Raw genomic sequence first — 25,369 nt, 5'->3', positions numbered from 1 at the left:
ATGTACAACATGCTGCGAATTTGGGATTCAAAGAACTTTGCTATTACTTTTACAAGCTTTTAAAAAAGCAGCACTATTAAAACATAGGCTGCTTTTTTTTGGGGATTTTCAAAGTGAAACTAAAACTAAAACTAGAAAATATTATAACTCAGCAATACTTCATGGGCACCACTGCCACCATCAAAATTGCTAATGGGTGTTCTGTATATGTCATATGAATAACCAACAGATAATTTCTTTTTTATGTTAAGCCCTGCAGATAACATAAAACTTTGGCGAAGCTTATAGCCAACACCCCACCATAATAAATTATTAAACGTTACCCTTGCGCCACCTTGAAGTTCAATAGGTGCATTGGGTAAATAGGTAAGTAAAATATTGGGGGTGATGGTGGTGTTACCATCAACAGCCCAAGTATATCGGCTATGTAAATAATAATGACGGTATAAACGGGCTTCTTCACTACGTGTAATATTACCTTTATAATAATCAAGTTTTGATTGTACCAATTGTGTTACAGCAGCACCTATTTGAAAATTATTACGGCTATAAGCCATACCAAAACCAGCATCATATTTAAAACGATTATCTGATGTGCCAATGGCAGGGTCAGTACCAATTGCATCCGTTAAACTTGCTCTATCTAAACTGTATTGTAACAAACGAGTTTCAATACCTAATGAAAATATGCCACCATCATTAAATTGAATATGTTTTGCTAATGATATATCTAAACCTGTTCTTGATGTTGGTCCGGTTTTATCATTATACACATACCCCGTAATACCAATTTTTTGTTTATCTAATTTAAAACTTCCAAAAGCGGTGATGGTTTGGGGGCTGCCACTTATACCACTCCATTGCGAACGATAGGTTGCACCAATTGTTGCTTTAGTTGAAGCATTTTCAAAAATGCCCGCTGCTGCAGGATTGTGTATAATACTTTGAACTTCGTATAGTGAAGAAGATTGTAATTGTTGTGCTTTTACAGCAGCATTACTCATGAGTAATGCTGCTGTGATATAAATGTATTTTTTCATTTGTTTATGGTTAAAAGTTTATCTTAAAATGGTAACATCACCTTTTGCAAATTGTGTTCTACCATCAATGAGTTTATATTCAATTACATAATAGTAAGTACCATCGGCCACCGGTTTACTTTGGTAAGTACCGTTCCAATCGTTTTGATAATTTTGGTTACTGTAAACGCTGCTACCATAACGGTTAAATACATTAACGATCACTTGTTTAGTACATGTATTACCCGTTGTAACAATCCACTTATCATTAATACCATCACCATTTGGTGTAAAAGCTTTCATTACCTTTATACAGTTCGGCAATACGGTAACAGTTACATCATCAGCGCCAACACAACCATCAACACCATTTACGGTAAGTGTGTAAACTGTTGTAGTTTTTGGCGAAGCAATAGGTGATAATGTATTAACATCTGACAGTCCATTTGAAGGTGACCATACATAATTTGCAATAGGTGATAAGTTACTTGGAATAACATTACCCAATAATTGTACACTACCTCCTTCAACAATTGTTTGATCGTTACCTGCTAAGGCAATTGGTTTTGGTTTGATGCTAATAGCAACGGTTTGTGTTTTTACACATCCATTTAAAGTAGCAGTAACAGCATAGTTTTGGCTATTACTTATGGTTGCCGTTGGGTTGCTAATATTGGCATTAGATAATCCAATAGCTGGGCTCCAGCTGTAAGTTGTAGCGGCACTTGTTGCAGTTAATTGTACAGGAATATTAGCACAAACAGCAGTACTGGTTGGTGCCACACTTAATGTTAAATTGTCAGTAAAACCAACGGTAATTTGTTTGGTTTGAATTCCACAGAAAGCATCCTTTATGGTAATTGTTTTTACACCTTGTGTTAAACCATTAAATGTGTTCGATGTTTGAAAGTTTACACCATCAATGCTATAAGTGTATGGAGCTAAGCCACCTGTTGTATTTAATGTAATACTACCACCATTAGGGTTAGTACAAGTAGCATTGGTAACAGTTTCTGTTGCATTCACATTAATGTTGGCAGGGTTACCATATTCCATTATAGAGCCATTAGCAGTAGGGGCAGCAAAGCCACTTACAAATAATTTTCTATTTGCAAATGGTATAGCAGCAGGTACTCGTTTTGGTGCAAAGGCCATTGTTTCAAATAAACTATTGGTTGGTGCAATATCCATTTCCCAGGTTGCACCACCATTGGTAGTTTTGAATAACGAACTACCACAAGTTACATAACCATTGTTAGCATCATGCATGCGTAAACCTATAACATTACCCACAGGGAAAATGGTTGATATGTTCCCACTAATATCTGTCCAAGTAGTACCTGCGTCTGTTGATTTATATATTCTTTTAATTCCAACATTTGTAAACATATTACCTACTACAAAAACAGTATTCGCATCTAAAGCCTCTACTTCTGTATAGTTAATAAAAGCATTAGGAAAACCTGTTGGGCCTTCATTTAAAGCAGGGAAAGGGTTTACGCTTGTCCAGGTTACGCCGCCATCTAAAGTTCTGTATACTGCATTACGGCTACCTACAGCAAAGCCTACTAGTCTGCTTCCAAATGAAATTTTTGACAAACGAGGTGCTGTACTGCCAACAGGAAAACCAGCATATACTTGCCAAGTAGCGCCGCCATTAATAGATCTAAATACATTTGATGTAGTTGATGTAGTTGGTACGGTAAACTGCGTATTGGCTACAACCCAAACACTATCATTACCTACGGCATCAACATCAAACATTTGAAAATTGAAATTACTATATGCAGGATCAAGTGTGGTGCCTTTATCTGTAGAAACATATACTACACCGTTGCTCACTGCAAAGTATGATTTGTTGATGTTAGGATATGCAACACCACCAATTGAATAATTGGATGCTGCAAAATCAGGTCGTGATTTATCAAGCCAGTTTTTACCGCCATCTTCTGTAACACTTATACTTGCACCACCTGTTAACATACCATTGTTACAATCAGCAAATTCTGCATCAGTATGTGTTGCCACAAGTGGAATAGCTTTATATAATGTACTGTAACTGCCGCCGGGTAATGAGTCAGCAATTACACCATTAATGCCTGCACCTAAAAACCTACCATTTGGAGCAAAATCAATAGCGTAAACAGTGCCTTGGCTAAAACTAAAACCTGTAGGTAAATTTCTTTCTTCTATCCAATTTCTTCCAGTATCTATTGAAGTCCACATACGATTTGTTGGTGCAAAAGCACTTGAACCTGAAGTAGCAAATAATTTTCCGTTAGCAGCTCTTTTTATCATGTAAGGGTTAGATGCTAACAAAACTTGTGTGGCAGGTATTGGAGTACCTGCATTTGGCCCAGCGGTTGGTGGAAAAGGAAAATTTAAAAGTTCATATTTACCTCTTTCAAATGTACCAGGATAATTTGCAATAGCTGTACTATCGTTTTTGCCTGCTCTTATTTTTACAACAATATTATTATTGGCTGACATAATAACAATGGTGCTATCATTAATAATATTCATTGCTCTGTAAGATTGCGTTTGCGGCGTAATATTTCCATACAAGGTTGTACAAGTAACCGTATTGGTATTTATACCTGTATAACCAAGGCGCTCTTTACTTAAAGAGTAATCAGTAAGCTGGCCACTACTGAATTTCCATACAAGTGATGCATTTTGCGACCCTGTAGAAGTGGTTGTTGTGTTGGGTAAACAAGTAGTAGCATTTGCAGAAGTTAAACGAGGAAATAAACTTGTGCCAGTACCAACAATATAACCAGTACTATCATTTGCAAATTCAATACGTAAAATTTCTTTGTCTTTTGCAGTTACCGTTTCATTTATACGTGGTAAGTTCGGATTATTTATATAGCCAATTGCAGTTTTACCACCTGTTGGTGCATTGATTGAATCCCATGTGGCACCACCATTTAAAGTAAAATATAATTTTGGTAACGAGTCAGGTGTGTTATGCTGGCCGCCAATATAACCTTTGTTTTCGTTTAAAAACCATGTAGTATTAATGTTTCTACCTCTATCATACAAAGGCGTTTTTACTAAGTTCCATGTTGCACCACCATCTACTGTTTTAGCCATACAACCACCGGTACCTACAACATAAGCAATATTAGCACTTACATAGTGAACATCAAATAAAGTTGCTTTTGTTACTAACCCAGCAGGTGTAGTATATGTAAATACACCGTAGGTCCAGTTTCTTCCACCATCGGTACTTTTAGCAATGCCACCATCAGCACCTACTGCTAATACATTGTTGTTGTCTAAATAGTCAATGTCAAAAACAGTAAACCCAAACTGTTTCGGGTTACTAAATTTCCAAGTAGTATTGTTGTATTGGCCTTGTGCAGTTGCTTTATTAAAACAGCCCAATACAATGAACAACAAACCAAATACAAGCTTTGTAAAATGTTGTTTTGTAAAACTTTTTTTCATTTTTAAAATTGTTTAAAGTAAAATATGCTTTGGGGTGAAACCAATTTTAAATCGACTTAATCGGCTTAAAATATACACAATGAAGGTAAATTTTTGCTTGATTTTTAATGTCAGTATAAACGCTCATTTTTAAAAATGGGTGTTTATACTCAATTTTAAATTTGTGCTTAAAATACAGTGTGGTATTGGGTTTTAGGATAATAATATGTGCTATTTTGTGTAAATATTGTAATGGTTTTGTAGTGGATGACGCTTACAATTTTCGACTCAATTAATTCACATATATGCGTAGTATTTTATTTAGTATTTTTTTGTTATTTGTTGGTGTTGTTAGTACAGCCCAAAACAAATCAAACAGGGGCAAAGAGTTTTGGTTGGGGTATGGTAACAATTATAAGTTTATGTATGAAACGCCCATTAATGACCAAGAGTTAGCACTGTATATTAGTACTGAATTAGCAGCTACCGTAACTGTAACTATTAATGGCACTGCATATGCTCAAACATTAACTATTCCTGCTAATACTGTTAATGCAACTATTTTGATTCCCAAAACAGGCCCAAACGACGCTAGGGTATTAACCGATGGTTTCTCTAATAAAGGCATTCATATTGTAAGTGATGTGCCAGTGGCAGTATATGCACATGTGTACGGCCCATTGGTTTCTGGAGCAACAATGTTAATGCCGGTTGATACTTATGGCTACACATATTATTCTATTAACTATTACCAAACAACTTCTCAGAGTAGTCCCGATGGCTGGTATTCGTGGGCTTATGTTATTGCATCAGAAGATAATACAAGAGTGGAAATAACCCCATCAGATACTACAAAAAATGGCTGGCTACCCGGCCAAACTTATACCGTTAATTTAAACAAGGGTGAGATGTACCATATTTTTGGTAAAGCTATTTTTGATGGTAATGCAGCAAATGCAAGTAAAGATATGACTGGTTCAAAATTTGTTTCTGTTATAGGGGCAGATGGTAATTGCCACCCTATGGCTGTATTCTCTGGCTCAAGTGGCATAAGACTTTGCAGGGGCGATGGTGGTGAGTATATGCACCAACAAGTATTTCCTTCACAAGCTTGGGGTACTCGTTATTTAACCTATCACACCATCAACAATACCAATACCGATATATTGGAAACCAATAGAAATTATTACAGAGTTTGTGTGCTAGACCCTACTACTGTGGTTAAAAAAAATGGAGTTACCATGACAGGGCTCATTCGTAATTTTTATTACGAGTATTTAGATTCAACTGGCGGTGATTATATAACTGCCGATAAACCCATTATGGTAGCACAGTACATGCCTAACAAAAACCAATGTTGGAACTTCCCTACAACCAACCCATCGCCGCCTTCTTATGGCGATCCTGAAATGTTTTACTTGAGCCCAATTGAGCAAGGACAAAAATCTGTATTATTTTATGTGAGTAGAAAATCAACGATTGATTATGTGTATGCTAACATCCATTTTCCTACCAACGCACAAAGTTCTTTATTGGTTGATGGTGCTGCTGTACCTGCATCACAAATAATTCCTCATCCTAATTTACCCAGCTATTCAGTGGCATTGGTGAGGTTTATAGGGCCTGCTGCACAACACCGTATTACTTGCGATTCAACATTTAATGCTACCGTGTATGGCTTAGGTAATTATGAAAGTTACGGCTACAATGTGGGTACGCTCATCAATAATCTAAATAATTACAGCGCCATTGCTAATACTAATAATACCAACGGATTGGTTGATACATTCACTTGCAGAAATACGCCCTTAAAACCAATCGTAAAATTGGCTTTTCCTGCAACAACTATAACTTGGAAATTGAGTCAAGTAACAGGTATTACGCCTAATACAGATGTTACTATTACTAACCCTGTTGCCATTGGTACAGAACTTATTAATGGTAGAACTTACTATGTATACGCTTTAGCACAAGATGTTTCCCTGGCAAATATTGGTATATTTAATGTACCTGTAACTTATACTGCAACTGTAATTCAAAATTGTAGCCAAACAGAATTTGCATCAGTAAAAATTGATGTTAGGCAAGGCCCAGTAGCTAATTTTACTTATCCGGCTACGCCATGTTTGCAAGATGCTATTACATTTACAGGAACCACCAATGCAGGTATTTTTAATATTACAGGGTATAATTGGTTGTTTGATGATAATACTACCACTAACACCGTAAATGCTGTAAAGCAATTTACAACAGATGGTAACCACCCTGTTCGTTACAGGGTTATAGCTGATAATGGATGTTTTGCTGATACAATAAAAACGGTTACTATTTTACCACAACCTATTGCAAAATTAGGCGTACAAGCTTTGTCATTTTGTAGTAGTGATTCTGCATATATTTCTGATACAAGTATTGTGGCAATGGGTAATATCACCAATTGGTACTACGACTTTAGTGATGGTACAACCTTAAACAGAAATAATGCTACACCTTTTTATCACCAATTTAATGCGCCAGGCACATACGAAATTAAATTAGTGGTAACAAGTACTTTAGGTTGTAAAAGTGATACAGCTCGAAAAACAATTAATGTATTATCATCTCCTAAATCAAAATTTGGATTTAGTGGAAATGTATGTGTTGGACAAGGGATTGTTTTTAGTGATAGCTCCTATACATTATCAAATAATATTACACAATGGGAGTGGAATTATGGTAATACAGTCGCTGAAGTGAAAACAAATTTTTTACCTTTTACATATAATTATACAAATGTTGGTAGTTATAATGTTTCGCTTGTAACTGTGGCAGCTAATGGTTGTAAAAGCGATACTTTTAAATTGCCAGTTGTGGTTACCAGTAAACCATCGGCTGCATTTACATTTACAGGTATTAAGTGTGCAGATAGTACAATCACCTTTACATCAAACCCACCATTTAACAGTAACACACCTACCAATTGGTATTGGAACTTTGGCGATAACCAAATCGCCAATATTACAACTACTAACCTTGCTACCCATAGTTATGCACCAAGTAACAATATTTTGGTTAAACATGTGGTAACCACCGGTGGGTGTGTAAGTGATACGGTCTCTAATACAATTTCAATTATAAATGCGAATCCTACAGCTAATTTTAGTATTAATAGCGATACCCTTTGTGAAAATAAACCTGTTTTATTTATAGGTACTGCAAGTGCTGATGTTAATTCATGGCAATGGAATTTTGGTAATGGAATAGGAAACAATATTCCGCCATTTACGAGGGTTTATAATACTGCAAATGATTATGCTGTTACATTAACTGTGAAAAATGCCGCTGGTTGCAGTATAACTTTACCTGCACAACAGCTTCGTATTGCTGTAGTTCCGAGAATAGATGCTGGTCCGGATATTTATTTGCCATTAGGAGCAAGTAAAGTAATTAATGCTACTATTAATAATGCCAATAATTACATTTATAGTTGGTCGCCAAATACATTTTTAAATGCGCCTAATATTTTGCAACCAACCACCAATGCAACCAACGAAATTTTGTATACTGTTAAAGCAATTGATGTGTCTAATAATTGTATTGGTATTGATTCTGTAAGGGTTAAACCTATTACCAATATTTATGTACCTAATGCATTTACACCCAATGCAGATGGTAAAAATGATACATGGAAAATTCCAGCGCTAGAAGGTTATCCTAATTGTTCAGTAATAATTTTTAACCGCTACGGACAAAAAATTTTCCAAGCCACAAAAGGGTATGCAAAGCCATGGGATGGCACTTTTAAAGGATTACAACAACCAATGGGTGCTTATGTTTATTTTATTGATCCTGGTGATAACACTACAAAGCCAATAAAAGGTACGGTAACCTTAATTCGTTAATATTTATTTTCCTTGAAAAACAAACAAAAAAGCCCCGTTTTAAAACAGGGCTTTTTATTTCAACTTTAATTATCTTCTTTCTCTTGGCGGACCGTATGTTCTTTTACGATCTCTATTACCACCTACGGGGTTGTTACCTCTGCCTTCATCTGTAGGGCGTTTAAAACCACCATCAGCCTCATTCATACGAATAGTACGGTTGTTATAACGCTTACCATCCAATGATTTTATCATTGTTGAAGCATTGGCATTATCAATTTCAACCCAAGTATTCATATCTCTCATATCTATTTTACCAAGCACTTCTTTTTTAAGATTGCTTTCGTCTAAAATAAATTGTAAAAAGCTGGCTTTATAAAAACCATCTTTAGTACCAAGGTTTACAAATAAACGTGTGTAGCCATTGTCTCTTCGGTTAAAACTGCTACGTTCTTTACGGCTGCTATCATCTTTTCTAATACCACCATCAAAACGTTCTCTGTTTCTACCACTATCTTTTGCATTTAAGTCCTCAGCATTTTCATAATATTTTAAGAAATGATCAAACTCAAGCGCTGCAACCCTTTGCAATACTTCTTCTTTTGAAACATCTGCAAATTTTTCCATTAAATCTGGTAAGTATGTTTCGTAATCGCCATGAGAAATATCTGTTTGAATTAATTTATCCATAAAATGGAAAAATTGTTTTCTACAAACATCTTTACCACTCGGTATATCCAACTTGTGGAATTGAGCGTTGGTCATTTTTTCTAAACTTCTAATTTTAAAAGTTTCACGGCTATGGCAAATTGATAAGCAAATACCTGTTTTACCAGCCCTACCTGTTCTACCACTTCTATGGGTGTACACTTCCATATCATCTGGTAACTCGTAATTAATTACGTGGGTAATACCATCTACATCAATACCTCTTGCAGCAACATCAGTAGCAATTAACAACTGTAAAGCTTTGGTACGAAAACGTGCCATAACTCTATCTCTTTGTTGTTGCGATAAATCGCCATGTAAGGCTTCAATTTCGTAACCTGATTTTGCTAAGCGTTCACATACATCTTGTGCATCTGCTTTAGTACGTGTGAAAATAATACCGTACATGCCAGGATTAAAATCAATTAAACGCTTTAAAGTTTCGTAACGAGAGTGTGCTGGTGCTACAAAAAATTGGTGATCAATATTAACGTTACCGCTGTTCTTTTTACCAACTGTAATTTCTTTAGGGCTCGTCATAAAGTTTTTAGAAATAGCCCTTACTTCAGCTGGCATTGTGGCTGAGAACAACCAAATACTTTCTCTATTAACGGTGTTTTTTAGCACAAAGTCAATGTCTTCTCTAAAGCCCATGTTTAACATTTCATCGGCCTCATCTAACACTACGTATTTTACTTTTTGTAAATCAATGGCTTTTCTTTCAATTAAATCAATTAAACGGCCTGGTGTTGCAACAACCACCTGCACACCTTTTTTTAGGTTGCGAATTTGCATTACAATAGAGGCGCCACCATATACCGCTTCAACAGCCATGCCTTTTGTATGCTTTCTAAAATCAGTTAAATCATTGGTTATTTGCAAACACAATTCTCTAGTAGGGCATACAATTAATGCTTGCGGATATTTTTCTGCTGGGTCAATTAAGTGTAACAACGGCAAACCGAAGGCGGCAGTTTTACCTGTACCTGTTTGTGCAAGGCCAACAAAATCTTGTGTACCTGAAATAAGCACAGGTATTGCTTGTTCTTGAATAGGAGTGGGTGCTGTAAAACCCAAATCAGTTACAGCCTTTACGATGTTTTCGTTTAAGCCTAATGCTTCAAATGCATTCATGTTTATTATTTGTTTAAATGAAGACCCTATACTTAGTGCTTCTTATACGTACTTATTCAGTATTTAATACTTGTAATAGCCAGCAATACCTATATGGTCAAAAAAAATTTTGATGATCACATATTATGCTTCTGGCCGTTGTGTGTGGAGAAAATGTTTGTCCTTATAGGTATTCATTAAATGTTACCTGCTTTCAACAGCATCTGAGCATGTCATGTAATTCTCAGAAATTATAAAATCGCCGCAAATGTAAGGGTTTTATTTTACACCAACGCAATTATTTATAAAATGAGGTATACTGTATGGAGTAAACTATCTTCTAAAATGTAATTATCTAATTTTTGTGAAACTATTATCTGTATTCCATTTCACAATACTACTGGGTGTTGCAGGCGTATTATCGTGTTGCCTGTGTTGCACAATATAATCAACACCTAATTTAATTTCATTACTTATCATATTAAAAAAGGGTGCTGTTGCTTCACCAGAAATATTGGCAGATGTTGAAACTATTGGGCCACCAAAAGCATTAATCATGGCAATACAAAAGGGATCTTTTACAATTCTTATTGCTATGGTACCATCTTCATTTATTAAGTTAGGCGCTAGGTTTTTTGCATTAGGGTAGATGATGGTAAGTGGGTTATTTGTTTGTGCCATTAATTGTAACACAGCATCGTTGGGCTTTTGGGCATATGAAGCAATTTCAGTATGATGTGCTAGCAAAATAATCATACTCTTTTTTTCATCTCTTTTTTTAAGTGCATAAATATTAGCAACAGCCTCACTATTTTTTGCATCGCACCCAATGCCCCAAATGGTATCAGTTGGGTAAAGTATGGTTTGGCCTTGTTGTAAGGCTGCTACACATAATGGTATATCGTTGGTAAAATTCATATTAATGCGTTTTGAACAGCAGTGCCTATGGTAACTTCATTTAGCATAGTAAGGCACTTTGGTTCGGTATAAAATTTACAAATGTTTTTAGTGCATGGCTCACATAGTAATTGGTTCAACCTAATTACAAAAGTATGTTCGTTGTTAAATGGAGCAGTATTTTGTTCGTTACCTGCACCAAATAATACCACAGTGTTTTTACCCAAGGCATTGCTGATGTGTGCTGGTCCACTATCGGTACTTAATACTGCTTTACTTTGAGCAAATAATTGAATCAATTCAGGTAAAGATGTTGCGCCTGCTACATTTTTAACGTTGGTAGTATTGTGTAATTGTTGAAATACAGTATCAACAAACGGCTTTTCTTTTGGGCTACCAATTAAAACAATAGGGTTGCTAATATTTTTACTGATATAATTAATAATGCTCACTGCTTTTGAAACGGGCAACCTCCGAGAGCTGGCTTCACTATTAATATTGATGATGAGGGTGTTATTTGATGTTGCAACATCAGCCTTTAATGATACTTTTACTGCATCGAAACTGGTTTGTGTAAATTGTTCTAGCAAATGAACATATTCTAATACCCTGTGTACTTGTTTTTTTTTGAGATAGGTGTGGTTAAAGAAAATGCTATGTAAACTTTTTTTAAAACCAATACTTTTTTTTGCCCCAATGAAATAAGCCATAATAGCTGCTGAAAGTGAATCAGGTAAACAAAACAACAAATCATACTGTTGTTGTTTTGTTATTTGCCTTGCAAAACGGATAACGCCTAATGTGCCTTTGTAATCCTCTTTACTAAAAATATAACGTTGTCCATTTGTAGGAAAATAATCTAACAAAAAATCAATACCTTTTTTGGCAATACAATCAATTTGTGCTTGTGGATATTGTTGTTGCACAGCATTTACAAATGCAGTGGCCATTACCATATCGCCGAGCCAGTTGGGTAAGCGTATTAATATTTTCTTTATTTCACTCATTCATTTTCTTTTTGCGCCGCTTCAATAAAAGTTGATTTATGTAATGCCGATGCAATGTGCGACGCCACTGAAGTTGCTCGAAGCGGTTATGCTGGGTTCCAAAAAATTATGGCAAAAGTCCACCTTTTTATTTAGTAATTTTACAAAAAAATAAAACATTTCATGCAAAATTTAATTGCAGCCGCTTGGGCTGATAGAGCGTTGTTAGCTGATGAAACTTATAAAGATGCCGTAAGAGCCGTAATTGAACAAGTTGATAAAGGGCAATTGCGTACGGCCGAACCTGTGGCCGATGGTTGGCAAGTTAATGAGTGGGTAAAGCAAGCTATTTTAATGTACTTCGGTATTCAACAAATGGAAACGTATACGTTACCTCCTTTTGAGTTTTATGATAAAATGAAATTAAAAAGTGATTATAAAAGTTTAGGGGTACGTGCTGTACCACATGCAGTGGCACGTTATGGAGCTTACTTGGCTAAAAATGTTGTATTGATGCCATCGTACGTAAATATTGGTGCTTATGTTGATGAAGGTACTATGGTTGATACTTGGGCAACAGTTGGTAGTTGTGCACAAATTGGTAAAAATGTACACTTGAGTGGCGGTGTTGGTATTGGCGGTGTATTGGAGCCTTTGCAAGCTAGCCCAGTAATTATTGAAGATGGTTGTTTTATAGGCAGCCGTTGTATAGTTGTAGAAGGAGTGAGGGTACAAAAAGAAGCCGTATTGGGTGCTAATGTTGTGCTTACACAATCAACCAAAATAATTGATGTAACGGGTGTTGAGCCAATTGAAACCAAAGGTTTGGTGCCAGAACGTAGTGTTGTAATACCGGGTAGTTATACCAAAAGTTTTGCCGCCGGCGATTACCAAGTGCCTTGTGCATTAATTATTGGTAAACGTAAACCTAGTACAGATTTAAAAACAAGTTTAAACGATGCGTTGAGAGATTTTAACGTAGCTGTATAGTTTTTTTATTTTTATGGAGAAGCCATCGGTAATAATGATGCCGATGGCTTTTTTATAATTTATTGAGTTGTGCTTGCATACGCTTTACCCTGTCTTCTAATTTTTCTGATGTCATGGTTTCTCTAATGCTATCTACTTTTAAAGGAAAACAAAAAGGTGTTAAAGCTGTGGGATAAGTAATAACGATATCGCCTTGCTGAATACGTTGCAGCATATTGCGTAAACGAGGTTCATCCATTTGTTGGCTCATTACTTCGTTATAGGCTTGTCTTAACAATAAGCTGTTAGGTTCATATTCACTTAGTACATTAAAAATTAAGCTGGCAGATGATTGTAAGTGTTTTTGTTTTACAAATTCGCCAGGCATGCCTTGAAAAATAAGTCCACCAATTACGGCAATATCTCTAAATTTTCGCCGAGCCATTTCACTAGCGTTTACACTTTTTTGAATATCAGCGTAAAGATTTACATCACTAAACAATTCGTATACATTACTATCGTCAATAGGTATAGGTTGGTCGCTGAGTAGTTCAAAGCCATAATCATTCATGGCGAAAGAAAATGTAATGGGCGTTATTTTACTTAACCGGTAAGCTAATAAAGCAGCCATTGCTTCATGTACCAAGCGGCCTTCAAAAGGGTAAACAAATAAATGAAATCCATCTTTGGTTTCAATATGTTCAATGAGTAATTGATTTTGATGGGGTATGGCTGAAAGTTGTTGTTGTAAATCAAACAATGGTTTTAGTGCGGTAAGTTCAATTGATTGTTGTGCTTTAGCATTTTGAGCAGTTGCATCATCTAACTTTTTACGTAGCATAAAACCAAGTGATGAGCTCAAAGGTAATCGGCCGCCATTCCAACTAGGTACAATTGATTTTTTGGCGTTGCTTCTTCTTACTTGAACGGTCATATCTTTAATCATCACCAATTCGAGGTTACTGCCAGCCAACGTGAACACATCACCAGGTTGTAGTTTTGAAATAAAGTACTCTTCAATTACCCCTAAATAGCCCCCGTGTAAAAGTTTTACTTTCAGCATAGCATCACTCACAATAGTGCCAATGTGCATGCGATGGCGCATGGCTATTTTTCGGCTAGTAATAACATACTTACCATCAATAATATTTACTTTTTTAAAATCATCATACTGCTGTAAGGCAATACCACCTACTGTTATGAATTGTAAAATTTGTTGCCATTCTTCAACGCTTAATTCATGGTAGCAAAAAGTACTTTTTACAATTTCATACATTTTTTCAGCATCAAAACCATCACCAATAGCTATGGTACATAAAAATTGAATTAGTACATCAAAACAAAGGGTAAGGGGTAGTTTACTTTCAATAATGTTATCATCAATGGCTTCTTTTAAAGCGGCTGCCTCTACTAATTCCAACGAGTGCGTTGGTAAAAAATATATAATACTAGTAGCATTGGGTTGGTGGCCGCTACGCCCTGCTCTTTGCAAAAACCTAGCTACGCCTTTTGGCGATCCTACTTGTACAACCGCTTCAACAGGCCTAAAATCAACACCTAAATCTAAGCTTGATGTTGATACCACTGCTTTTAATATGCCTTTATGCAAAGCATCTTCCACCCAATTTCTTAATTCTTTTTCAATACTGCCGTGGTGAAGTGCTATAATGCCAGCAAGTTCAGGTGCAATGTTGAGTAAGGTTTGGTACCACATCTCACTCATACCTCTAGTATTAATGAACAATAGTGTAGTAAGGTGTTCATTTAAAACGGGTAAAATTTTATCAGCCAGTTTTATGCCTAAATGCCCAGCCCATGGGTATTTTTCAATTTCATCTGGTATTATTGACACAATATCAAACTGCTTGCGAATGTTTGCTTTTATAATACACCCTTCTTGTTGTGTTGGTTGTAACAATACTTGTTTGGCTTCTTCTAAATTGCCTATGGTGGCTGATATTCCCCAAACGGTAATATTATTGTTGCGTTGTAAATGAATTATATGAGCCACAGCTAATTCAACCAAAATGCCTCGTTTACTTCCCAGTAATTCATGCCACTCATCAACAGCAATAATTTTTAAATGTTCAAAAATAGAAGAGGTATTTTTTTGAGCTAAAAACAAGTGTAAACTTTCAGGTGTAATAATCAATACCTCTGGTAATGATTTTTTCTGTTTTGCACGTTCACTTGTGGTAGTATCGCCATTACGTACGGCAATTTGCCATGGAATTTGCAATTCATTTACAACCGCATTCATGGCTTTTTCAATATCTGTAGCCAATGCTCTTAATGGGGTTACCCACAAAAGCTGTAAACCATTATTTTTTTTGGAGGTGTAATTGGTAGGGTGTGCATCAATAAATTGTATGATAGCACCTAAAAAAACAGCAAATGTTTTACCACAGCCGGTTGGCGCATTCACCAACCCTGATTGGTTGCGCTGTATTTGTTGCCAAGTTTTTGTTTGAAAATCAAAAGGTTGGATTTCTTTATCGTGAAACCATTTTTTTATTACATCAAAACCTTTAGAATTTATATCATCAATCTTAATTTCCACTTAAAGCTAAGATATAAACTAAATTCATTAGTAACAACATTATAACTGTTAATATGTTGCTTTTTATAGATTTCGCCACTTTTGAGTTTAATTAATCAAAATGTAATAATTTAGCTAAAAAATAATACAAAATGAGAAAAATTTACCAGTTGTTTCTAACTGTTTTGTTTTTGACACTTTTGCAATTTACTGTTAGCGCTCAAAAATCATTTTTTGTAGACGCTAAAGAAACCAATACAATGGTAAATAGTAAATCAAGAGTAATAAAACCTTCACAGTACAGAGTGCTTAATTTAGATAATGAAGGAATAAAATCTTTCTTATCAAGTTTACCACAAGAAAAAGATATAATCTACACAAGAAATCAAACGCCTGTTTTGGCAATACCAATGCCAGATGGTACTACAGCTACGTTCCATGTTTGGGAAAGTAGTATTCAAGAGCCAGCATTACAAGCTAAGTTCAGTGACATTAGAACATACGCAGGACAAGGTATTAGCGATCCGTATGCTACAATTAGGTTTGATTATACTCCTAGAGGGTTTCATGCACAAGTTTTAACTGTGAATGGAAAAGGAACGTATTACGTTGATCCGTACGCTATCGGTAATATCAATAATTACATTAGTTACTTCAGAACGGATCTAATTAAACCAAGAAACATGCAATGTGGTGTTTCAGATAATGAAGTGTTAGATATTGCACGTCCTTTTGACGGTAACAATGTTAATGCATTATGCCGTGGTACACAATTATATGCTTACAGGTTAGCAGTTGCATGTACTGGTGAATATGCTCAAGCGCCTGGTGTTGCGGCTGGTACAAACCCAGCCCTATTACATGCTGCAATTGTTACAACGGTTAATAGGGTAAATGGAGTGTACGAAAGTGATTTATCAATCAGATTAATTTTGATCGCAAACAACGCAACTGTAGAATTTTTAGATGCAGCAACAGATCCTTTCAATGGTAATAATAATGCTAACACCCTTATAAATGAAAGTCAAACAGTAATTGATGGCAATATTGGCCCATCAAATTATGATATTGGACACACATTTAGCACAGGTGGTGGCGGTTTAGCTCAATTAGGTTGTGTATGTGGTACAACTAAAGCAAGAGGTATCACAGGAAGTCCATCACCAACAGGAGATGCTTATGATATTGATTATGTAGCACACGAAGTTGGCCACCAATTTGGTGGTTCTCATACTTTTAACAGTACAGCTCTTAATTGCGCTGCTCCTAATAGAACAGCATCAAGTGCCTATGAAGTAGGTAGTGGTACCACTATTCAAGCTTATGCAGGTATATGTGGTTCAGATAATATCCAAAATAATAGTGATCCTTTCTTTCACCCCAGAAGTTTTGATCAAATAAGTGATTTTTTAGAAGCAGGTGGAGCCAGCTGTAGAACTATTATAGCAACAGGAAATACTTTACCAGTTGCAACTATCACCACTCCTGCAGGTTTAAGCATTCCACCTTCAACGCCTTTTACACTTGTAGGGACTGCAACTGATGCTAATGGAGATGCTTTAACTTATTGTTGGGAACAGTGGGATTTAGGTCCTACAACAACATGGAATGGTGGAAACGCAAACACAACTAGCCCATTATTCAAATCACGAGTACCAAAAATTACAGGTTCAAGAACTTTCCCAGATAACGCTGTAATATTGGCAAATTATCCTACAAATCCGGCAGCTACACTTGGAGGATTAAAAGGTGAAACATTGCCAACAGCAGCAAGAACAATGAATTTCAGATTAACTGTTAGAGATAATAGAGCTGGTGGTGGTGGTGTTACTTCAGTTGGTAGTGGTGGTTGTCAATCATCAACTCCATTTACCTTATCTGTTTCAGGTACAACCCCATTTGTGGTTACAGCACCTAATGGTGGAGAAAGTTATGTTGGCGGTTCTACACAAACTATCACTTGGGATGTAGCATCAACGAACGTAGCTCCTATTAGTACTGCGAATGTAAAAATTTCTTTATCTACTGATGGTGGATTAACCTATCCAACAGTATTATTGGCAAGCACAGCAAACGATGGTACAGAGGCTGTAGTTATACCAAATACAGCCTCAACAACTGCAAGGGTTAAAGTTGAAGCAATCAACAATGTTTTCTTTGATGTGTCAAATGCCAACTTTACCATTACAGTACCACCAAATGGTTTTAGCTTTGGTACAACTACACCAACTACATCTGCTTGCCCTGCAGCTGCAACGTTAAATGTTACCATACCTACTACAGTTACAGGAACTTTTACTACACCTATTAACTTAACAGCTAGTGGCGTTCCAACTGGAACTACGGTTACTTTTGCACCAAACCCAGTTACACCTGGAATCAGTACAGTAGCAACCTTAAATAATGCTAATACATTACCAGCTGGTACTTATAACATTACCGTTACAGGTACTGCAGGTGCTATTACAAATACAACCACAATTAGTTTTGTAATTAACCAAAGTGCTCCTCCTGTCATTACAGCACAACCTCAAAATGTAACAGTTTGTGCTCCAGCTACAGCTAATTTTAGTGTAACTACTAGTACATCAGGTGTAACCTATCAATGGCAAACAGCTCCAACAGCTACAGGCACTTTCACTAATATTGCTGGTGCTACAGCAGCTAGTTATACCACAGGTCCATCTACAGGTTTAAATGGTAGAGCTTATAGAGTTATTGTTTCAACTCAATGTAGTACTGTAACCTCAAACATTGCCGTGTTAACTGAAAATAGTGTGGCTTCAATTACTACTCAACCAACTGATGTAACGGTATGTAATAATGCTGCAGCAACCTTCACAGTTCAAGGTGCTGGTACGGGTGTAAGTTATCAATGGCAACAATCGGCAGCTGTTGGTGGCCCATTTGTGAATGTTTCTACAGGTACTGGTGGTACATCAAACACATATACTACAGCCATTACAACACCTGCAAATAATAATACTTTCTACAGGGTGCAATTAACTACTGCTTGTGGTGGTGCAGTTACTTCAAACGTAGTACGTTTAACAGTAAATACAGTAGCAACAATTACTACACAACCAACAGCTCAATCAGCTTGTGTTCCAAATACTGCTACATTTAGTGTGGCTGCATCTGGTACAGGGTTAACTTACCAATGGCAAGTAAGTACCAATGGTGGTACTACATTTACTGACATTGCTGGTGCAGTAAATGCAACTTATACAACCCCTGCTACCACTTTGGCGTTTAATAACAACCAATACAGAGTGAATATTCTAAGTACTTGTTCACCTACAGTTCCAGTTACATCAAACGCTGTTGTATTAACAGTTAATAACCCTGTTACAGTTACAGCAAACCCAACGGTTCAAAGAGGTTGCGCCGGCGATACTTACACTTTTAGTGTGGCAGCAACAGGTGGTACTTTATCGTACCAATGGCAAGTGAGTACTAATGGAGGCACTACTTTTACAAACGTTGTACCTGGTATTCCTGCAAATCCTGCAACAAGTGGTACTGCAGCAACATATACAATTAATAATGCTCCATTAACTTTAAATGGTAATTTATATAGAGTAATTGTTTCTGGTATACCATGTGGTGTAGTTACAACACCAGCAGCAGCTTTAATTTTGACAAACAGACCAACTGTTGTATTAACTGCTGCAAATGCAACTTCATTAAACCCATCAATTAACTCAGGTTTATTTACCACAGTTAGTCCTGTAGGCAACTATAATTATGTTTGGTTAAAAAATGGATCGGTAATTTCAAATACTAACCCTAGTTTACCTATCAATGTTGATGGTTTTGGTTCTTACCAAGTTTCTATAACTGATCCAGTTTCAAACTGTGTGAGTTTATCAAATATTGTAAGAATTGATTCTTTAGTGAGCAGCCAACTATTCATCTATCCAAATCCTGTTAGTACTACAATGCAAGTGCGTTTCTATAGTGCAACTACCACTTCAAGAAATGCAACTTTAAATGTGTATGATGCTAAAGGTGCAAGAGTATTCAGTAAAGGCTTTACGGTTACTGGTACTTATGGTAGAATGGACGTTGATATGTCAAGAATGCAACAAGGTACCTACCTAGTTGAATTACGTGACGCAAGCGGTAAACAACTGGCTAGCGGTAAAGTAGTAAAAGGATTGTAATGAATACCTAATACTTCAATTTAATATGTATAAACGAATCCGATTGCTATAGCAATCGGATTCGTTGTTTTAGATAGTATGTAAAATGAATGTTTGAAAAATATAATTGATTATTAATAACTATTTTTTGCAAATCATTTTAAGAAAATCGATTTATGATAAAGCTTTTTAATGTGACCTAATTCAGAGTAAAAAGAAATGATTTTTATTTTTAAAATGAACAAAAATTAAAGAACAACATTAAACGGAGGCTAATTCGAAGTTTTCATTTTTTATGTTGAATATTTATATGAATTCTATAAAAGTCATTGAGTTGATAATACAAATTTTAAAATGAAATATTTCTTTATAGGATATTTAATTCTTATAGTAGTAATAACTTACTTTAAATTGGTAAATTCAATGTCATTTTCAATAAAAAGTATTTTGAAAAAAGTAAAGAGATGTAAAATTGGTATACAATTTTTAGCATATTTTTTTTGAATTATTCATTTAAGGTACTTTATGAAAATACCGATACTCTTACTATTTTGAATGAATAGTGCAGCATCAATTAATTTAAAATATACATTGAAATACTAATAATCTCAACTAACTTAAAGTATAATTATTCAATATTTTTTAGAGATGATAAATATGATGGTTTGTTGTTCAGTTTCCATCACTAATAAACAGTATAAATAGTATTTTCAGGTATTTTAATATAAATCTTCATATTTTAAGTATAACCTATTTCTATACATACTAACTTTAAAAAAGCCGCTTCATAAAATGAAGCGGCTTTTTTATATCTTTCATTTTTTATTATTTAAAAGCAGCATTAATATAAGCTTCTATTTCAGCGCCTTTAGCTTTTGAAATTTTAGCTAGTGCAGCTTTAAAACTACCATCAACATTTCCCCTAAATTGTTCAGGAATACCGTTTCTAAAATTAATAATTGCATCAATACCTTTTTTAACTTTAGTAAGGTCATTTAATTTGGCTAAATAATCTGCATACTTGTTAGTTAACTGTATTTTTTCAAATGATAATGGGGCATCTTCAAATTTTGTATTTAAATAATCAAAATCTGCCTCTGTACCATTGTTAATTAAAACATCATTTACTGCTGCACCTAAAGCGCCTTTAGCATCACTACTAAACTTCTTTGCTAATGTGTATGCGTTGTTGGCATCAAGTGCTACCAATCCTTTTAAAGCTGCTCCTGCAACCGAATATGATGAATCGTTTACTCCACTTTGATAAATACTTAAATATTTTGCATCACCATTTTTAACTAAATAATTAATAGCTGCAGCTTTTACTTTTTTATCAATACTTTTTGTAGCCAATGATGCAATTTCTTCTAACACTACAGCATCATTTTTATAAGATGATGCGCCCAATTTTTGTATAGTTAAAATTTTGATTCCACTGTATTTGTCATATAAACCTTTGGCCAATTCTGGCATCGATTTTTTGGCAAAGAAATCAATAGCTTCTTTTCTATCTAAATAGTTTTTTGCATTTTTAATTTGGTAAATAAAATTTTCTTCTGTTTTATTATCTGTTTTTTCAGCTAATAATATCTTATCGCCATCAACGTTAATCAAATCAGGTCTTTTACTATAATTAAAGTAAAGTGTATCTATTTTATTCTCTAATACAACATTGTAGCGTTTTTTATCAGTACCACTATAAACATCAACAGCAATAGGTAATTTAAATATTTTATCACCTTTTTGCGTTTGTGCTACGGTAACCATTGCTTTACCTGCTGCATCATCATAACTATAATCAATTTTTAATTTTGGGTGACCACTACCATAATACCATTGGTTCCAAAACCAATTCATGTCTTTCCCAGTTACTTCTTCAAAAGCTAATCTTAGTTGTGCAGCTTCTCCAGCTTTAAATTTATTGGTAGTTAAGTAATTATTAAGCGATTTAAAAAAGGCATCATCACCTACATAATTTCTCAACATATGTAAAATACGACCGCCCTTGTTGTAACTAACAGCATCAAACATATCTTCTTTGTCTGCATAGCGGTATCTTACTAAATCTTTGCTTTCACTACCACTTGAAATGTAACCTTGCATATCATCAAAATTATGGTCATCAGCAAAGTCTTTCCCATATTTATATTCATCCCACAAATATTCACTGTAATTAGCAAAACTTTCATTAACTGTTAAGTTACTCCAACTTTCAGCAGTTACATAATCGCCAAACCATTGGTGAAATAATTCATGAGCAATAGTTTCTTCCCAAGCATTACCATCTGCTAATTGTCTGTTATTCTGGTACGCACTCTCTTGGTGTAAAGTTGCAGTGGTATTTTCCATTGCACCACTTACATAATCCCTACCAACTATTTGAGCATATTTTTGCCAAGGAAATTCTACTCCTAATTTCTCAGAAAAAAACTTCATCATTTCTGGTGTATTACCAAATACTTTTCTTGCAAATGGTTCTTGCGATTTTTCTGTGTAATAGCTTACTTCTTTTCCTTTATAAGTATCTTTAGTTATAGCAAAATCACCTACTCCCATAAAAAATAAATAAGGTGCATGTGGCAAGTCCATTTTCCAATAATCACTTCTAGTGCCATCAGTATTTACCTTTTTGCTTATGAGTAAACCATTGCTCAAGGTTACATATTTTGCAGGTACCGTCATGGTAATTTCTTCTGTTGATTTTTGGTTGGGCTTATCAATAGTTACCATCCAAACACTGTTAGCTTCCGTTTCGCCTTGGGTCCAAATTTGTGTAGGTTTATTCTTTTCTTCCCCTTTTGGATTAATGAAGTATAAACCTTTGGCATCAGTAATAGCGGCACTCCCGGCAACCTCTATTTCATTTGGTTTGCTTACATAATCAAAGTATAAAGTGTACTTTTCGTTTGCTTTGTAAGTTTTATCAAGCTTAATGTTAATTTGCATACCATCATAACTGTATTTCAAAGGAGTTTTTGTTGCCCCTTTCATTATAGCAACTTCTTTTATCTCCATTCCTTTTGCATCTAACAATACACTGTCTGTAGCATAAAAATGTGGTTGTAATGTAAGCCACTCCTTACCATATAAATATGATTTGTCATAATCAAATCGTACATCTAACTTGGTATGTACTAAATCGTTGGTTCTTGGATAGCTTTCACGAAAAATTCGCTTCCAATCATTGTTTTCAGCCTTTTGAGCAATCACACAAAATGGTAATGCTGCAATACTAAAAAGCATTAAAATTCTTTTCATCTTTTTGTTTTTTTGTAAATGTATATTGATAAGCATAAAAATTATCACAATTTTTTATAAATGGTAAACCATTCATAATCTTTAGTTTTGCATATTAAATGCTCATTTACATGAAATCATATTTATATATCGCTTTACTTATCCTAATACCTACAATTGCTAAAGCACAACAACATTATTTTGTTTACATACAAACAGATAATAAACAACCTTTTTATATAAAAATGAATGATAAACTATTGAGTTCATCATCGTCTGGCTATATCGTGATACCAAAATTGTCTAATGGTAATTATTCATTAAATATTGGTTTCCCGAAAGATCAGTGGCCACAACAAAACATCGCATTAACAATTAATGGTGCTGATGCAGGATATTTATTAAAAAATTTTGCTGAAAAGGGTTGGGGTTTATACAATATTCAAACTATGCAAATTACCATGAGTGGGCAACCTTCGCTAACTCCTGTTAAAACTACACTTGATAATGATGATATGTTTGCTAATTCATTATCAGGTGCAACCAATAGTAACCTCTCTATTAAAAAAGATGTTACCCAAGTTACAACTACCACACAAGTAACAAATAAACCAACTCAAAAATCTTTTATCAATACCATTAAAAAATTAGAAACTGTGAATGATGTTGATGGTAAAACTTTCATTTATACAGACGAAAATACCGATACAATCAAAATCTTTTTTCCGGTAGATGTTTTACAGTCAACAACAAACACAACAAAACCACAATATACTGAACCAATAATTACATCAACAGTTGCCGAAACCCCAAAAGCAGATAAGCGATTTCTTGATATTGATTTACAAAATCCAAATGCAAAAGCAAATGAATCAGTTCAAACACCTAGTGCCTCGTTAAATAAGGCAACATCAACGCAACCAACGCAAGAGCCAATAATTAACGTAGATGTAAAAAGTACACCAGTTGTAAACATCAATTCAGATTGTAAAGCAAATGCTAATGACGATGATTTTTTTAAACTACGCAAAAAAATGGCGGCATCTTCCAATGACGATGACTTAATCAACGCAGCCAATAAATATTTTAAATCTAAATGCTTTTCCGTAGCACAAATTAAAAATTTAAGCACACTCTTCTTGACAGACAATGGAAAGTATAAATTTTTTGTTGCATCATACAGCCACGTATACGATACCCAAAATTTTGAATCTCTAAAAGCAGAATTAACAGATTCTTATTTCATCAAACGCTTCAGCGATATGCTGGGTAAATAAATTGTAATGAAAAGGTATTTTATAGAGGTAGCTTATAATGGGGCTGCATATGCAGGTTTTCAAATACAACAAAACGCTAATACCATTCAGGCAGAGGTAGAAAAAGCTTTACTTATTTATTTTCGAACAAGCGTTCCTTTAACAGGCTCTTCCCGAACTGATGCTGGCGTTCATGCACTTCAAAACTTTTTTCATTTCGATGCATCATTTCAAATAGATATCAATCTTATTCCAAAAGCTATATACCATCTCAATGCAATCCTACCTAACGATATTGTTGTAAAGTCCATAAAGCAAACCAACTCAAATGCCCATGCAAGGTTCGATGCTTTGTACCGTTCATATCAATACAATATACATCTAACAAAAAATCCATTTAAAGATCAAACTTCCTTTTACTATCCATTTAAGTTAGATATTGCTTTACTAAATCAAGCTGCTGAAGTTTTAAAAGATTATTCAGACTTTCAAAGTTTTTCAAAAAAAAATACACAAGTCTTTACCTACAATTGTACCCTAACAAAAAGTGTGTGGGCTACACAGCTTCATGATTTAGTCTATAATGTTCAAGGTAATCGTTTCTTACGAGGGATGGTACGTGGTTTAGTAGGCACCATGTTAAAAGTTGGTCGTGGTAAATATTCATTGAATGAATTTAAAAACATTATTGAAAGTAAGTCCCCTACAAAAACAGACTTCTCTACGCCATCACATGGTTTATTTTTAAAAGAAGTAGGTTACAATGATGATATATTCTTGTAAAGTATAACTACAATGTTTCATTTTCTACGTTGATTCTCCTGTAAACCGCCTTTTGTATAAATTTTTTTTTAGTTGTAAGAGTGAGTATGGGCTTGTGTTTTGGGGGAGAGGTTGTAGAAGTTATAAAAATAAGTTTGTTGGTAAGGATAGAGGTTGTATATTTGCAACCCGATTGAGAAAAAGGGTATAGATCTTAAGTTGTTGTAAGGGAGTGATAATGAGCCGATTAGTTTTAAAAAAGATTAAAATAAATTTGGTGATTAGGAAAAGAGGGATTACTTTTGCAACCCGGTTCAAAAAAGGGTTTTAAGCTTAGAGAAGTTTAAAAAAATAAATAAGAAATTTTTGGTTAAATAAAATAAAGTTTTTACTTTTGCAACCCGATTGAAAAAGAGGGTAGCTGAGAGGCTAAAAATAAAGATCTT

The 25,369-nt window shown here is 34.9% G+C and carries 12 protein-coding genes; 5 read left to right on the top strand and 7 right to left on the bottom strand.

The features are described from left to right. Positions 1-131: 131 nt before the first annotated feature. Positions 132-1,040 (bottom strand): PorP/SprF family type IX secretion system membrane protein, encoded by a 909-nt coding sequence (locus tag ACFOWM_RS12585; RefSeq protein ID WP_379710683.1) that lies wholly within the window; start codon positions 1,038-1,040, stop codon positions 132-134. Positions 1,041-1,058: 18 nt separating this feature from the next. Continuing rightward, positions 1,059-4,472 (bottom strand): YCF48-related protein, encoded by a 3,414-nt coding sequence (locus ACFOWM_RS12580; protein WP_379710681.1) that lies wholly within the window; start codon positions 4,470-4,472, stop codon positions 1,059-1,061. A 284-nt stretch (positions 4,473-4,756) separates the two neighbouring features. Between ACFOWM_RS12580 and ACFOWM_RS12575 the strand changes: the two genes are divergently transcribed. Beyond that, positions 4,757-8,332 carry a gliding motility-associated C-terminal domain-containing protein gene (locus ACFOWM_RS12575; RefSeq protein WP_379710679.1) on the top strand — a complete coding sequence of 1,192 codons (3,576 nt, stop codon included), beginning with the start codon at positions 4,757-4,759 and terminating at the stop codon, positions 8,330-8,332. Between the two features lie 69 nt (positions 8,333-8,401). On the opposite strand, the gene ACFOWM_RS12570 is transcribed toward ACFOWM_RS12575, so the two are convergent. From ACFOWM_RS12570 to ACFOWM_RS12560, 3 genes are all read right to left on the bottom strand, one after another. Then, the gene (locus ACFOWM_RS12570) at positions 8,402-10,153 is read right to left on the bottom strand and encodes a DEAD/DEAH box helicase (RefSeq protein WP_379710677.1); all 1,752 of its coding nucleotides are present in this window, start codon (positions 10,151-10,153) and stop codon (positions 8,402-8,404) included. A gap of 330 nt (positions 10,154-10,483) precedes the next feature. Continuing rightward, positions 10,484-11,050 (bottom strand): L-threonylcarbamoyladenylate synthase, encoded by a 567-nt coding sequence (locus tag ACFOWM_RS12565; protein ID WP_379710675.1) that lies wholly within the window; start codon positions 11,048-11,050, stop codon positions 10,484-10,486. Then, on the bottom strand, positions 11,047-12,036 hold the full coding sequence (locus tag ACFOWM_RS12560; RefSeq protein WP_379710673.1) for a glycosyltransferase family 9 protein: 990 nt from the start codon (positions 12,034-12,036) through the stop codon (positions 11,047-11,049). The genes ACFOWM_RS12565 and ACFOWM_RS12560 overlap by 4 nt, the downstream gene beginning before the upstream one ends. 162 nt (positions 12,037-12,198) lie before the next feature. Here ACFOWM_RS12560 and ACFOWM_RS12555 point away from each other — a divergent pair, with 162 nt between their 5' ends. Next, positions 12,199-13,005 (top strand): 2,3,4,5-tetrahydropyridine-2,6-dicarboxylate N-succinyltransferase, encoded by an 807-nt coding sequence (locus ACFOWM_RS12555; RefSeq protein ID WP_379710671.1) that lies wholly within the window; start codon positions 12,199-12,201, stop codon positions 13,003-13,005. Between the two features lie 52 nt (positions 13,006-13,057). Here the strand turns inward: ACFOWM_RS12555 and ACFOWM_RS12550 are convergent, their stop codons facing one another. Then, entirely contained in the window at positions 13,058-15,544 is a 2,487-nt protein-coding gene (locus ACFOWM_RS12550) for a ligase-associated DNA damage response DEXH box helicase (RefSeq protein WP_379710669.1), read from the bottom strand. 131 nt (positions 15,545-15,675) lie between these two features. Here ACFOWM_RS12550 and ACFOWM_RS12545 point away from each other — a divergent pair, with 131 nt between their 5' ends. Then, positions 15,676-19,689, top strand: coding sequence for a reprolysin-like metallopeptidase (locus ACFOWM_RS12545; protein ID WP_379710667.1), 4,014 nt, complete (start codon positions 15,676-15,678; stop codon positions 19,687-19,689). Positions 19,690-20,493: 804 nt separating this feature from the next. Here the strand turns inward: ACFOWM_RS12545 and ACFOWM_RS12540 are convergent. Then, entirely contained in the window at positions 20,494-22,926 is a 2,433-nt protein-coding gene (locus ACFOWM_RS12540; protein ID WP_379710665.1) for a M1 family metallopeptidase, read from the bottom strand. A 110-nt stretch (positions 22,927-23,036) separates the two neighbouring features. Here ACFOWM_RS12540 and ACFOWM_RS12535 point away from each other — a divergent pair, with 110 nt between their 5' ends. Further along, positions 23,037-24,182 carry a DUF4476 domain-containing protein gene (locus ACFOWM_RS12535; protein WP_379710663.1) on the top strand — a complete coding sequence of 382 codons (1,146 nt, stop codon included), beginning with the start codon at positions 23,037-23,039 and terminating at the stop codon, positions 24,180-24,182. Positions 24,183-24,188: 6 nt separating this feature from the next. After that, on the top strand, positions 24,189-24,944 hold the full coding sequence (gene truA, locus ACFOWM_RS12530) for a tRNA pseudouridine(38-40) synthase TruA (protein WP_379710661.1): 756 nt from the start codon (positions 24,189-24,191) through the stop codon (positions 24,942-24,944). Positions 24,945-25,369 lie beyond the last annotated feature (425 nt).

The organism is Ferruginibacter yonginensis (assembly GCF_042651465.1).
Classification (GTDB): Bacteria; Bacteroidota; Bacteroidia; order Chitinophagales; family Chitinophagaceae; genus Ferruginibacter; species Ferruginibacter yonginensis.
Note: the sequence above shows the minus strand (reverse complement) of the source record. Positions and strands in the feature narration are given on the sequence as shown.

What these genes read in the sequence shown, in the direction of transcription:
- ACFOWM_RS12585 (WP_379710683.1), bottom strand. Translation starts at nt 1,040, where the DNA reads ATGAAAAAATACATTTATATCACAGCAGCATTACTCATGAGTAATGCT.
- ACFOWM_RS12580 (WP_379710681.1), bottom strand. Translation starts at nt 4,472, where the DNA reads ATGAAAAAAAGTTTTACAAAACAACATTTTACAAAGCTTGTATTTGGT.
- ACFOWM_RS12575 (WP_379710679.1), top strand. Translation starts at nt 4,757, where the DNA reads ATGCGTAGTATTTTATTTAGTATTTTTTTGTTATTTGTTGGTGTTGTT.
- ACFOWM_RS12570 (WP_379710677.1), bottom strand. Translation starts at nt 10,153, where the DNA reads ATGAATGCATTTGAAGCATTAGGCTTAAACGAAAACATCGTAAAGGCT.
- ACFOWM_RS12565 (WP_379710675.1), bottom strand. Translation starts at nt 11,050, where the DNA reads ATGAATTTTACCAACGATATACCATTATGTGTAGCAGCCTTACAACAA.
- ACFOWM_RS12560 (WP_379710673.1), bottom strand. Translation starts at nt 12,036, where the DNA reads ATGAGTGAAATAAAGAAAATATTAATACGCTTACCCAACTGGCTCGGC.
- ACFOWM_RS12555 (WP_379710671.1), top strand. Translation starts at nt 12,199, where the DNA reads ATGCAAAATTTAATTGCAGCCGCTTGGGCTGATAGAGCGTTGTTAGCT.
- ACFOWM_RS12545 (WP_379710667.1), top strand. Translation starts at nt 15,676, where the DNA reads ATGAGAAAAATTTACCAGTTGTTTCTAACTGTTTTGTTTTTGACACTT.
- ACFOWM_RS12540 (WP_379710665.1), bottom strand. Translation starts at nt 22,926, where the DNA reads ATGAAAAGAATTTTAATGCTTTTTAGTATTGCAGCATTACCATTTTGT.
- ACFOWM_RS12535 (WP_379710663.1), top strand. Translation starts at nt 23,037, where the DNA reads ATGAAATCATATTTATATATCGCTTTACTTATCCTAATACCTACAATT.
- truA (WP_379710661.1), top strand. Translation starts at nt 24,189, where the DNA reads ATGAAAAGGTATTTTATAGAGGTAGCTTATAATGGGGCTGCATATGCA.